Origin of the sequence: Staphylococcus sp. GDX8P80P, assembly GCF_017893095.1 — a bacterium.
In the GTDB taxonomy this organism is placed as follows: domain Bacteria; phylum Bacillota; class Bacilli; order Staphylococcales; family Staphylococcaceae; genus Staphylococcus; species Staphylococcus borealis.
In genome coordinates this window covers 1-13444 of sequence record NZ_JAESMI010000054.1, presented here as the reverse complement: position 1 = coordinate 13444, position 13444 = coordinate 1, and the positions used below count along the sequence as shown (strand labels likewise).

Annotated in this window: 10 protein-coding genes; 5 read left to right on the top strand and 5 right to left on the bottom strand. The window is 34.4% G+C overall.

Going from position 1 to position 13444, the window contains the following annotated elements; translation table 11 throughout:
- The coding region (locus KA858_RS05920; RefSeq protein WP_210135231.1) for a hypothetical protein at positions 1 to 1059 on the top strand (1059 nt) is incomplete at its 5' end.
- Positions 1060 to 1256: 197 nt separating this feature from the next.
- Here the strand turns inward: KA858_RS05920 and KA858_RS05915 are convergent.
- From KA858_RS05915 to KA858_RS05905, 3 genes are all read right to left on the bottom strand, one after another.
- Positions 1257 to 3422 (bottom strand): RNA degradosome polyphosphate kinase, encoded by a 2166-nt coding sequence (locus KA858_RS05915; RefSeq protein WP_210135230.1) that lies wholly within the window; start codon positions 3420 to 3422, stop codon positions 1257 to 1259.
- Positions 3423 to 3518: 96 nt separating this feature from the next.
- On the bottom strand, positions 3519 to 5060 hold the full coding sequence (gene ppx / locus KA858_RS05910) for an exopolyphosphatase (protein WP_075108123.1): 1542 nt from the start codon (positions 5058 to 5060) through the stop codon (positions 3519 to 3521).
- Positions 5061 to 5268: 208 nt separating this feature from the next.
- Positions 5269 to 6813 (bottom strand): AbgT family transporter, encoded by a 1545-nt coding sequence (locus KA858_RS05905; protein WP_210135229.1) that lies wholly within the window; start codon positions 6811 to 6813, stop codon positions 5269 to 5271.
- Positions 6814 to 7083: 270 nt separating this feature from the next.
- Between KA858_RS05905 and KA858_RS05900 the strand changes: the two genes are divergently transcribed.
- Entirely contained in the window at positions 7084 to 7902 is an 819-nt protein-coding gene (locus KA858_RS05900) for an SDR family oxidoreductase (RefSeq protein ID WP_210135228.1), read from the top strand.
- Positions 7903 to 8002: 100 nt separating this feature from the next.
- Here KA858_RS05900 and KA858_RS05895 read toward each other — a convergent pair whose 3' ends face one another.
- A complete protein-coding gene (locus KA858_RS05895) occupies positions 8003 to 9079 on the bottom strand; it encodes a M42 family metallopeptidase (RefSeq protein WP_210135227.1) in 1077 nt (358 codons plus the stop codon).
- Between the two features lie 166 nt (positions 9080 to 9245).
- Between KA858_RS05895 and KA858_RS05890 the strand changes: the two genes are divergently transcribed.
- Entirely contained in the window at positions 9246 to 9707 is a 462-nt protein-coding gene (locus tag KA858_RS05890; RefSeq protein ID WP_193839952.1) for a YehR family lipoprotein, read from the top strand.
- A gap of 60 nt (positions 9708 to 9767) precedes the next feature.
- Here the strand turns inward: KA858_RS05890 and KA858_RS05885 are convergent, their stop codons facing one another.
- The gene (locus KA858_RS05885) at positions 9768 to 11345 is read right to left on the bottom strand and encodes an FMN-binding glutamate synthase family protein (protein WP_210135232.1); all 1578 of its coding nucleotides are present in this window, start codon (positions 11343 to 11345) and stop codon (positions 9768 to 9770) included.
- A 188-nt stretch (positions 11346 to 11533) separates the two neighbouring features.
- Here KA858_RS05885 and lnsB point away from each other — a divergent pair, with 188 nt between their 5' ends.
- The gene (lnsB, locus tag KA858_RS05880) at positions 11534 to 12316 is read left to right on the top strand and encodes a CPBP family lipoprotein N-acylation protein LnsB (protein WP_210135226.1); all 783 of its coding nucleotides are present in this window, start codon (positions 11534 to 11536) and stop codon (positions 12314 to 12316) included.
- Between the two features lie 50 nt (positions 12317 to 12366).
- Positions 12367 to 13167 carry a CPBP family intramembrane glutamic endopeptidase gene (locus KA858_RS05875; protein ID WP_210135225.1) on the top strand — a complete coding sequence of 267 codons (801 nt, stop codon included), beginning with the start codon at positions 12367 to 12369 and terminating at the stop codon, positions 13165 to 13167.
- Positions 13168 to 13444 lie beyond the last annotated feature (277 nt).

Sequence of the window (13444 nt, the reverse complement as noted above, 5' to 3'; positions counted from 1 at the left end):
AATTATACGGACTTTATCGAAAATTATTTTTTGATGGTTTATAGTTTGCAAGATACAATAAATAAAGGTCAGAAAGAATATAATAAATTACTTAATGATAATGTAAATAGAAAAAATAATAGTTTGAGTGATATAGATAGTAAATATAATGACTATGTTAATAAACATGGTGTTGAAAATTATGATGAAAACTATAAATCAGTATTTTTAAACTATAATAATAGACTATTTAAAATTTTAAAATATACTAATACAATTTTTACAATTGCAAAAGTAATTGGAATATTAATTGTGTTTTTGATTTCTAAAATTTTTGTAGCAGGATTATTACCGTGGTATTTAAATATTTTAGGCATTACTTCTTTGCTTGCTGGGATTGCATGTGGTTATATATTTTCTAAGTTTTGTGATGGCTTAAAAATAAGGTTTAATAATTATATTGCTGAGAAAATAAAACCTGAAGACGAATTAAGTAGAGCAAAAGTTGAAGATCAAAAGATGATTTATACAAAAAGCCAAATTTATAAAGATTTGCATATAGAGGAACAAAAAAACCTAGTTAATGTAGAATATCAAAAAATTGATGCTGAGATTAGAAGAAAGTATGCTGCGGTATATTCTAAATTTGAAACTGAATTAAATAAGCTTTTAATATATTTACCAAATGATTTTAGAGACAATAATACGGTTTCAACTTTGTATGCTATTTTAAGTATTGGATATGGCGATGACTGGAAAGAAATAATTAATGTGTATAGAGAACAAAAAAATATGAATGAACTTAAAAATCACCTTAATGACATTCAATCAACTTTAAATTTAATGAATAAGAATATAATTGATACAAATGTGAATACAACAAATGCTATTTTGCAACAGGGTAATCAACAACAAATGTTATTAAAAGAAATAAATGTTGGAGTAAATCAATCTAATGCTAATATACAAAATTTAAATAATGACATGAACTTAGCCTATAAAAAAATCAATCAAAAACAAAAAGAAATTTATGAAGAGTTGTCAGACATGAATGCTCACAATTCATTTAAAAAATATTAAGATAAGTATGTTGAATTAACTGTTTATTAAAGAATTTTTGTAGGGATTAACTCATAATGAATAAATCTTTTTATAGATTTATTAGTCAGAGAGTTTTTTAATTCAAAATGTATAAAAAATAAAGCAGTGAAGTAATCTATAACTATAAATTACTTCACTGCTAATTTTGTATATTTACAAATAATATTATAATGACATTATTTCTTTAATGAACGACGAATGCGGTTCATCCAATTTGCACGACGTTTCGATACGACGGGCATGCCTGAAGGTTGAGCTGAACGTTTTTTAAGTTCTTGGCCATATTTAATCGCTTCTTGCATTAAATAAACTTGTGAATTTAATGGTGACAAGTTATTTTCTACATAATGGTAATGACCATGTTCGTCTTGGAAACGTCCTTTTTGGTTATCAGATAATTGTAAATCCATAAAGTCAACTAAACGTTTACCAATCTCTTTATCTTCAACTGGGAATAGGATTTCTACACGTTTAATCATATTACGTGTCATTACGTCAGCTGATGATAAGTAAATACGTTCATCACCATTATTATGGAAGTAATAAATACGAGAGTGTTCTAATAATCGACCAACGATACTTACAACTTCAATGTTTTCACTAATGCCTGGGATACCAGGTTTTAAGCAACAAATACCACGAATAATGAGTTGAATCTTCACACCGGCTTGTGATGCTTCGAATAATTTTTCGATGATTGTTTTGTCTGTTAATGAGTTCATTTTCATCATAATTTTACCGTTACCGTGTTGAAGGTGACTGCTAATCTCTTTGTCGATTCGGTCGATAAAGACGTCACGAATATCAAACGGTGCAACGATTAATTTATTGTATTCCGGTTTGACAGAGTAACCACTTAAATAATTGAAGAAGTTAATTGCATCTTCTGCAATTTGTTTATTTGTAGTGATAATACCCATATCTGTATATAATTTCGCAGTTTTGTCATTATAGTTACCTGTACCCAAGTGAACGAATGACGTTAATTCGCCACCGACACGCTTAACTACTAATGCAATTTTACTATGTGTTTTCAGGTGTGTCATACCGTATATCACGTGACACCCTGCGTCTTCTAACATACGTGCCCAATGGACATTGTTTTCTTCATCGAAGCGTGCTTTCAATTCTACAAGTACAGTTACTTGTTTTCCTTTTTCTGCGGCTTCTTTCAAACTCTTAATGATAGGTGAGTCTTTACTTACACGATACAATGTTTGTTTAATTGCAATCGTATTAGGGTCATCTGCCGCTTCACGGATAAAATCAACGATCGGTTCGAAAGATTCGTACGGATGGTGGAAGAAGATGTCACGTTTCAATGCAAGTTCGTATAAATTGTTATTTCCTAGTGAACGTGGAATTTGTGGTGAATATTTCTCGTAAGTGAGATAGTTTAATTTATGAGATAAATGATCCACTAAACCAAAGATAAATGTTAAATCAAGTGGTCCATTAAGGAAATAAACATCTTGATGATCCACTTCTAATGTCTCGATAAGCCAATCAAGATCATCTGGATTAGCGGTACGGCCATCAACTTCTAGACGTACTGCTGAACCACTCTTACGTTCTTTAAGGAAACGTTCAATTTCGATAAGTAAGTCTTCTGCGCCATCTTCATGAATCGTTAAATCAGCATTTCTTGTAATTCTGAAAGTAAATGTATTTAAGACTTCATAACCAGTAAATAAATAATTGATAAAGTACGTAATAACGTCCTCAACCATCACAACATACTGTTTAGCACCTTCATTGTAAGTTAGAAATCTTGGAATAAGTGATGGTATTTGAACGATGGCTGAATTGATGGCATCTTCAGTGTCAATATCAACGAAGATGTTTAAACTTTTATTATTAAGCTTAGGAAACGGATGGTAAGCATCTATGCCGAGTGGTGTTAAGGTTGGCAAGATAGTTAATTTGAAATCTCTTTCTAATTTATCTAATATTGGTTCAGATAATTCGTTTGGTTCACACATCACAATTTCGTAATCTCGAAGTTCTATCATTAATTCATTGTAGCGTTCATATTGCTTATCTACATATTTTTTAGCTTTTTCTTGGATAGCATCAACTTGTTCTTGTGGTGTCATTTGTGCTTTGTTTTCAGGTTTATCATATCCCATTTTAACTTGGTCTTTTAAACCAGCAACACGAACCATGAAGAATTCATCTAAGTTTGAACTAAAAATAGATATAAAGTTTAATTTTTCAAGTAGCGGGTTGTTTTTATCATATGCTTCTTGAAGTACACGATAGTTGAAATCAAGCCAACTTAATTCGCGATTGTTATAGTATTGCGGTAAGCTAATATCATTTTCTCCCAATTGAGTTTGCATTCCAAATACACCTCGTCATTTCCTCAAATATGCGTTGTTCTTTTCAATTAGTAAGTAAAAGGCATAACATCCTAACTTTAAGATAGCATACTTGTTTTAAGATTTTGTAAAGATGATAGAAACATTTCCTTTAAGTATCTTTTCGATATGTTTTTTCTGTCTATTTGCTTGATATTCTTCGGCAATAGGCTCGCCTTCTGTATAAAATACAGTTAATTGATAGTCGTCGTCGCCTTTTTTCTTTTTCTTCAATTCGACATCGACAACAAAGCTTGTTTGTGAAATGTTTAATGCGTTAATGAATTTAATAATGCCACCTAATGTTTGGATTGAATCTATTTCTTTATTGCTGAACCAATCCGTTTCTTGGCAATAGAATTTCAATAGTGATTTATTTTTAAAGCTGGCAAGTAACGCCAATTTAACTCGGTCTTTATGTGTATAGCCGTTTATCATTGAGTTTGCAATGATGTAATACGTGTGTGGAGAACTTGAATCAGAATCGATGAAACTACCAAGATAGTATATATAGGCGCCTTCTTCAAAGAGACGTTGCTCATTATCGCTAATATCTAAATCTGCGATATCAATGAGTTGTGATAATAACGATTTAGCTAGTTTGAGACGCGCTTGTGAACTAACATCTTCAATCTTGTATTCACGTGCTAAGAAATGGATGGACTCTTTACGGACGTTATGTTTATCAAAGACGTCAGGGTAGCGTTCACGAACTTGTTTCATGACATAGCCTTCACGTAGACCATTTCTTGAGAATGTGAACTGCTTTGCGTCTACAATTTTATATAATGTTTTGAATACGGATACCGCTGGAAGGATAATATCTGCACGATCACGACTTAAACCATCAAGGTTGGTTAAATCATCACGATCGTTTTTACGAATGATATCAAAGACTTCATCGATATCTTTATTCGTCATTGTGTAGTTGTGGACACCGCCAATAGGATATGAATGCTCGGCTTGATGAATACGCGCAACATTTCGAGCGGAACCACCAACACCCACAAGTGCAACCTTTTGATCTTTAAGCCATTCTAACGATTCAAATTGTTGTGATAAGAATTTCTCCATATCTTTAATAGCACCTTTGTCATTGTGCGCTTTGTCATTGAAGAATTTTCTTTTGAGTGTCACGACACCGAAAGGGAAGCTGTGGGATTCAAAAAGTTCTTTATCTTTAAATAATGTTACTTCAGTCGAACCACCGCCGATATCAACGGATACACCATTTTCGATTTCCGTCGTATGTGTGATTGCATAGTAACCGTAGTAGGCTTCATCTGATTCGGGTACGATTTTAATATCGATGCCTACTTCTTTTTTAACTTCCTTGACGATTTCGTCGTTGTTTTTAGACTGACGAATTGCTGCTGTAGCAATCGGATGTAACGCGGTTACATTGAATTTATCTGACACAGATTTGAAACTGTGTAGTGCATCAATGAGTACTTTTATGCCGTCTTTACTCATCTTATTATCTTTAGTGAGATATTGGCTTAGACGTGCAGGGGTCTTAATGTTGAGCAATTCATTAATGCCTGTCGCTTTATTAAAGTTGAAAATAACTAATCTGATTGTGTTGGATCCAATATCTACTAAACCTATTCGTTCTTCCATCGTGTCCTCCTAAATGCCTAAAATAATGTTAATAATGAATACACTTCTATACCTTTATTTTACCGTAATATCACGCTTTGAAAAAGAGAGAGTGACATAATTATTGGTAATAAGTAAGAATTTTTGTAAGGGATTACAAAAAACCTTCTCAATAAATGAGAAGGTTTTTATAAAGATTTGCGTTTCAATTATCACGATGTATTGCGAATTAGTGTGGGATTTTGACAGGGCCACCTGGTCCGAGTGGAATGCCAAGAAGGTACCACGCAATGACGAATAAGGTCCACACAATACCTAATGCGAAGGTGTATGGCATTAAACTCGAAAGTAGGGAACCTAGTTTCATATTTTTATCATACTTTTGCGCATAAGATAGCACCAGTGGCATATAAGGCATCATTGGTGTAATAGGGTTTGTAATAGAATCACCGACACGATAAATCATTTGCGTAAACGCCGGATGATAACCGAGTAGAATCATCATTGGTACAAAGATTGGCGCAAGAATACCCCATTTAGCAGATGCGCTTCCAATAATTAAGTTAATTAAACTACTCAATATGATGATGCCGATGATGAGCACTATACCATTTTGATGTTGTAATAATTTAGCGCCATAGACAGACACAATAATCCCTAGATTACTCCATTGTAAAAAGGCGAGTAATTGAGCGGCAAAGAAGACGATTAAAATAAATGATCCCATAGAACCAAGTGAGTCACTAATCATGCTACCTAAATCTTTGGAATTCTGAATTTGTTTACTTAAAATTCCGTAAACAATCCCAGGAATTAAAAAAATAACGAGGATGACTAAGCCCACACCATTAATTAATGGAGAATCATCTATAAGACTTCCAGTTTTTGCGTTTCTTAACCAACTACTTTCTGGTAAGCAACAAATGATTAACGCTACGATGAGTATTACGAAAGACATGTTTGCCCAGAACAATGCTTTTTTCTCTGTTGGCGTAATATGTGATGATGTTTCCTCATCTTCATCGTAATCTGCTTGACTCGTATCATAGTCGCCCAAACGTGGAATAACAACCTTTGTTGTGGTGAAATAAATCACAGGAAGTACCAAGATCACGCTCGCTGCAATAAAGTACCAGTTCATTGCAACATTAATCTTGACACTATCTGAAACAATCTTCGTTGCAGGTTCTGTAAATGCATAAACAAGTGCATCTTGCATACCAATTAAGAAGTTGGCACCAAATCCACCTAGTGATGACGCATAGGCCATTGCAAGACCAGCGATGGGATGATAGCCAATCTTAATAAAAATCATTGCAGCAAGTGGCGGCAAGATGACTGTTGCTGCATCTCCAGCTAAGCTACCTAATATACCAATTAAAATAATGGTTGGTACAATGATGCGTTTTGATGCGCGATTCACAACTGAAATCATTAATTTATCAAAGTAACCTGATTTCTCAGCAGCACCGACACCAATCATTACAGCTAATACAAGACCAAGTGCAGGGAACTCTGAGAAGTTCTTAATGGCATCATTCATAATCATGGCGATACCTTCAGTACTCAGAATACTCTTTATATGTATGGTATCTCCATTTCCTGGATGCTTAACCGATACATCAAACAGAGAAACAATCCAAGTAATAACGGCTAAACCAATACACATTAAGAAAAAGAGCATGGCAGGGTCTGGTAATTTGTTACCAGCTTTTTCTACGCCATTAAGTAATTTATTAACGATAGATGTTTTTTCATTTGTTTTAGTGGTCATAAAATGGCCCCCTTTGTTCGTTAACACAAAGTATAACAAAATGCTTTTTAAAATATAGCAATTTTCAGAAATTTAAATATAAGAATTGGTTATGTATAAGATAAGTACAATAATATTATCTTATGTATATAGAACTAAATCATGTTTGTAAGAGTAAGCGGTATCATTTTCGGAATAGGGTTTGAGCGCATTTGAAGTGTGGAAAATATATATTGAATAGATACATTTAGTTTCATTAATAAGATTAGAAAAATAGGAGTGAAGGCCTTTATGAAACGTTTAGAAAATAAAATTGCAGTGATTACAGGTGCAAGTACAGGTATAGGGCAAGCATCAGCAAAAGCATTAGCTAATGAAGGTGCCCATGTATTAGCGCTGGATATTTCAGATGAATTAGAAAAGACTGTTGAAGTAATCAATAATAATGGTGGCAAAGCGACTGCGTATAAAGTAGATATTTCAGATGATCAACAAGTTCAAGATTTTGCGGATAAAGCTAAAGCGACATATGGACGTGTAGATATTATCTTTAATAACGCAGGTGTAGATAATGGCGCAGGTCGTATTCATGAATATCCTGTAGAAGTGTTCGACAAAATCATGGCAGTGGATATGCGAGGAACATTCTTAGTAACTAAATTCTTACTACCATTAATGATGGATCAAGGTGGTTCAATTATTAATACGGCATCATTCTCTGGCCAAGCTGCAGACTTATACCGTTCAGGTTACAATGCGGCTAAAGGAGCAGTTATTAACTTTACTAAATCGATTGCGATTGAATACGGTCGTGAAAATATTCGTGCAAATGCCATTGCACCAGGTACTATTGAGACACCATTAGTGGATAATTTAGCAGGAACGTCTGAAGATGAAGCGGGTAAAACATTCCGCGATAATCAGAAATGGGTCACTCCACTTGGTCGTTTAGGTAAACCTGAAGAAGTAGGTAAACTCGTGGCTTTCCTAGCATCTGATGATAGTTCATTTATTACAGGTGAAACGGTTCGAATTGATGGTGGTGTTATGGCTTATACTTGGCCAGGAGAAATGCTAAGTGATGATAGCTGGAAGCACTCAGTAGAATAGAAAAACATCATATTATATAAAAAAGTCGTTCTATTTATTTAGAACGACTTTTTAATTCGTTAGTTATTTTAGAAAAATGAAATACTATTTCATTCGCAAATTACCATTTTATTCTGTTATAAGCATCATCGTTAAGTGAACGAACGATTTCAGTTACTAGGCGAACTGAATTTTCATAATCATCTGTGTGTAATACAGAAACATTTGAATGCATGTAACGTAGCGCTACACCGATGGAAATGGTAGGAATACCCTCATTCGCTACATGGATACTACCAGCATCGGTACCGCCACCAGCAGTGGTATCCCATTGCACAGTAATGTAATGTCTCTTCGCTACTTCTTTAATATGCTGACGTAAGCCTTGATGGGCAACATTTGATGCGTCCATTAAAATAACGACAGGGCCATTATCTAAAGTCGTATCACTACCAAGTTGATTCATACCCGGTGTATCATAGGCCACTGCAACATCTACAGCAATAGCAAGATCAGGTTTGATTTTATTGGCAGCTACTTTAGCACCGCGTAATCCAACTTCTTCCTGTACGGTTGCGCCTGCATATAAATCAATACCGATATGTTCATCTTTAAGACGTTTTAATACGTCGACAGCGAGTGCACAACCATAACGATTGTCAAAGGCTTTAGCCGTTAAATATTTACCATTCGCAAGTTGCTCAAATTCACTGTATGGTGTAATCATGTTGCCCACTTCGATACCATGATTTTCAGCGTCTTCTTTACTTCTCACGCCAATATCTATAAACATGTCTTTAATTTGGATTGGTTTCTTACGTTCTTCAGGATCTAAGACATGTGGTGGTTTTGAACCTATAAGACCACGAATCTCAGTACCATCATCGGTTGTAATAGTTACTTTTTGAGATAACATGACTTGATTCCACCAACCACCAATCGGTTGAAATTTAATAAATCCATTATTATCGATTTTGGTTACAATAAAGCCGATTTCATCTAAGTGACCAGCTACCATAAGTGACTTTGTACCATTGTCGCTCGCTTTTTTACCAAAGATGCCACCTAAGCCATCTTCAACAATTTCATCGCTCACTGGCTCTAAATAGGATTTCATCTTTGCTTTAACATTGTGTTCATAACCAGCAATGCCGTTAACATCGGTCAATGATTTTAATAATTCGATTGATTCTTTCATATGCACACACTTCCTCACGTCATTATTTACTCATATTGTAGCATGTCGGCATTTGATTTTCTGAAAAAAGTGTTTCTAATACGAATTATCTGGTAATGATATACATAATAAGATAAAGTAAATGCTATAATTTATTTGAAAATGACATAGTGGGAAGTAGATGAGTATGATGAAAAAGTGCTTTATGTTAATGATATTATTAGTGTTAAGTGTCAGTGTATTAGGCGCATGTAGTAAAGAGCGTTCTAAGACATATGAAGGGGACATGGATGGTAAGCATGTGTTAACTACATTGTCTTATAAAAAGAATAAAGTAGTTAAACAATCAACAGTAACGACATTGAAATATAATGATTTCGGTATGTCTAAGAAAGAAGCTAAGAAGATGTTTCAAGATCACCGTCAAATGAAAGATTTAAAAGGTGTATCTTATAATCTAAAGCATAATCATGAAAAATGGGTTGAAACCATTGATATTAACTATAAAAAAGCAGATATCAAAGCAGTCAAAAATCATTTTTCTTTAATGTCAACGTCTAAAAATGACAAAAAAGTCAATATGGAAGGCACTGTTAGAGAATTGAAAAAACTGGGCTTTAAACAAAAAAGTAATATGACAGATGAATAATGAAAAAGATGTCGGGACACCTCACATAATGCTGTGTCTCGACATCTTTTTATTTGAATATTAACTTATTAATTTCAGTTTGTAATCGACTATGTCTTCAATTGAACCATCTAAACGTTTAATTACAATGTGATCACTCGTAATGTCATTTGGACTTTTAACACCAACGGCAGCGGCAATGTTAAATAAGCCTTCATGTAAACTTGTGATATAGTTTGTCACACGATATTGCTTCTCATTGACAATTAACGCTTTCTCTTTCTTAGGATCTGTCGTTGCAACGCCGACAGGACATGTGTTCAAGTGACATTGTTGACTCATAATACAGCCAACACTAATCATCATACCACGAGCGATATTAACTAAATCAGCACCTAATCCTAAGGCAATTGCTACTTTATCTGGTGTAATTAACTTACCTGAGGCAAAGATTTTCATTTTATCTCTGATTTGGTGGCGTTCTAACATTCCAGATACGATTGGAAGCGCGGTAAATAACGGAAGACCGACACCATCTTGTAATTCTTGGAACGTAGCACCGGTACCACCTTCACCACCATCAATGGTGATAAAGTCAGGATAAATATTCATTTTAACCATTGTTTGTACGAGTGACTCAATTTCTTCCACTTTACTTACAACGATTTTAAAGCCTACAGGTTTCTGACCTAATTGGCGAAGTTTATCAACAAATTGTAATAAATCTTCAGGTGAGTCAATAAAGTCGAAGCGGTTTGGTGAATTGATCGTTTTATACGGTTCGATATTTCTAATTTTGGCAATTTCTTCTGTAACTTTATTGCCTTCCATATGACCGCCACGTGTTTTCGCACCTTGCGCCAGTTTAATTTCAAAGGCTTTAACTTCTTTGTGACGTGCTGTTTTTAGAAATTGTTCGTCACTAAAGTTACCATCTTTATCACGAACACCGAATAGACCAGGCCCAATTTGAAAGATGAGGTCGCCGCCACCTTTAAGGTGATATTCTGACAAGCCACCTTCACCGGTATTCATCCACGTGCCTGCACGAGCTAAGCCTTGTGATAATGCAGTGATTGTACGACCACCTAATGCACCATAACTCATGCCTGATTGACCAACCAGTCGTTTTACTTTAAAAGGATGTTCCAAACCATCGCCTAGAACGATGGCATTATCGTCCGTTAAGTAGTATGGATCAATGTCTGTTGGATCACGATGTTCATCACGTTTGAATAATCGCTCGCTATCTACTTTATAGACAAATGTTGAAATCATAGCGTGATTATCAATTTGTAATTCATGACGTTGTAATGGGAACATGGTGTTACGTATGTAAAATCCATCTTGATATGCGCGTTGTGTCCCGAAACTAGACATTCGAGAATTGTATTTACCGGCTAGAACGATATTTGTGTACTGAATTCTTGAAAATGGTTTCCCCTCTGTATCATTCGCAAACAAATATTGGCGTAATTCCGGGCCAATCTTCTCTGCGAAGTAACGTACACGTCCTAGAACAGGATAATTACGTAAGACACTGTGTTGATCTTGTCCTTTATCTTTAAATAACAACACAAGTACCAAGCCGATTATTGAAAGTATGACAATAAATATCATTACGTTCACAATAAACTGCATTACTGTAAGTATAGAAATCACTATTATTTCTCCCCCTTTAAACCTTCTACAGTTTAAATCATACACCAATGTAAATCTTTTACAATTTAAAATAAGAAGAAATTTACGATTTTTTAAAATTATTAATATGTTAGGTTAACAAATGGTATATGACATAGATGTATTTCGATGATAAAGTATGACTTACAAGATGTATGAGGTGACCTATGGAGAAAAGAAAAAAGGCAAGCACGCATGAGGTTTCTACAAATCAATGGGGAAGTTCTCAAATAGTGAAGAAAGATTTCTTGTTGATTCCTATTTACATCATGCTCCAGATTTTAGTACCAATCATTATTGTGTTTGGCGTTTTAGGTGTCTATGCAATGATAACGCAAGATCCACCGCCGCTTTATTTATATAATGTAACGTTAAGTATCAGTTTTGTCATTGCTCAATTTGTCGTTATCGTTTCATTTTTTGCGTTACATAAATATGATATTGCTGATGTCGCATTGAGACAGTATCGTATAGCTAAACGTCATTACATACCGTTTATTATTACAGTTACACTATTTGCACTACTATTGTTTTATGCGATTAACGTTGTAGCGCACTATCTACCAAAGCCTATTGGTTATGATATAACACAGGCGCAACTTCGTTTAGAAGGCTTATTTAATCATCCGAGTGCAATTGTATTTACCTTTATTACTATGGTTGTGTTACAACCGTTGATTCAAGAATTAATTTATCGACATTTAATGATTCATGAACTTGGGAAAAGGCTAAATGTTAGTGTTGTCATTGTGTTGAGTATAGTGATTGAAGTAGGCGTACAGGTCTATGACTTCATATCCGTTATGGAAGTCATACCTTATTTCATATTATCATTAGGGGCGATCGTTATATATCTGAGAACTGGCAAGAATTTAGCAGCATCATATCTGTATCATAGCTCTGTACAATTCATCTTATTTATTATTACAATAATAGAAAGATTCTTTTAAATATTGAGCATGATTAAACATACATCGTTAAAAAAGATAAGGAGAGACATATGACTTTTGAAAATGAACATGCGCAAGAAGCATCAAAGCAAGCGCCATTCAAAAATGAATTTGCATCGAAACGAATTGTGAAACGTGATTTTTGGCTAATACCAGGATATTTAATCATTAATATTGTACTGCCGTTGATATTAACGATAGTTACAATGATCATGATTATGGCGATTACAGGGCAGACATCCGAAGCGCCAATGATGAAGCAAGTGATGGGAATTAATCAAATCTTTGTTTTATTAGGGCAGTGCCTCTTATTACTATTGTTTTATTTAATGCATCGTAAGTCGCTCATCCCATTAGCAATTCAGCGCTTTAAAGATTTGAGAAAACATATCGTACTAATCGTTGTTGTACTCATTGCGATGTATTTGGCACAATATATATATGGTAACTTGATAGAATTATTACCTGAGAAATATCAGTTTAGTAATACTGAAAACAACAAACAAATCGAAGAACTCTTCAAGACAAAATGGATTTGGCCCGTATTGTTCCTAGATATTGTTATCGTAACGCCAATTGTTGAAGAATTGCTCTTTAGACATTTAATTATTCATGAACTTGGTAAGAAACTAACATACGGCGCAATGTACGTTGTTTCAGTCGTGTTATTTGCTAGTTTACACGTGTTAAGTGCATCATCTCCATTTGAAATTGGTCCATATCTTATTATGGCAATTGGATTTGTGATTGCATATCACTACAGTGGACGTAATTTAGCAATGACGATTACGTTACATATGGTTAACAACTTAGTATCGTATGTGACTATCATTATTCCGCTGATTTGGTAAATGATGCATTAAATTAGAAGTAAGATACAGTGTTTCAAGAAATGTCAACTTGAAGACACTTATCTTACTTCTTTTTTTGTTATTATAGATATAAATAATGCTCATGGGAGTGGGACAGAATTCTTTTGAATTCGTCGTTACCCCAGCTTGCTTTGCTTGTAGAATTTCTTGATGAAATTCTCTTTGCTGGGGCCCCGACTCCCAGCTTGCTTTGCTTGTAGAATTTCTTGATGAAATTCTCTTTGCTGGGGCCCCGACTCCCAGCTTGCTTTGCTTG

Coding starts and splice junctions, on each gene's coding strand:
- KA858_RS05895 (WP_210135227.1), bottom strand. CDS start 9,079: ATGAAAGAATCAATCGAATTATTAAAATCATTGACCGATGTTAACGGC.
- lnsB (WP_210135226.1), top strand. CDS start 11,534: ATGGAGAAAAGAAAAAAGGCAAGCACGCATGAGGTTTCTACAAATCAA.
- KA858_RS05900 (WP_210135228.1), top strand. CDS start 7,084: ATGAAACGTTTAGAAAATAAAATTGCAGTGATTACAGGTGCAAGTACA.
- KA858_RS05875 (WP_210135225.1), top strand. CDS start 12,367: ATGACTTTTGAAAATGAACATGCGCAAGAAGCATCAAAGCAAGCGCCA.
- KA858_RS05905 (WP_210135229.1), bottom strand. CDS start 6,813: ATGACCACTAAAACAAATGAAAAAACATCTATCGTTAATAAATTACTT.
- KA858_RS05890 (WP_193839952.1), top strand. CDS start 9,246: ATGATGAAAAAGTGCTTTATGTTAATGATATTATTAGTGTTAAGTGTC.
- ppx (WP_075108123.1), bottom strand. CDS start 5,060: ATGGAAGAACGAATAGGTTTAGTAGATATTGGATCCAACACAATCAGA.
- KA858_RS05915 (WP_210135230.1), bottom strand. CDS start 3,422: ATGCAAACTCAATTGGGAGAAAATGATATTAGCTTACCGCAATACTAT.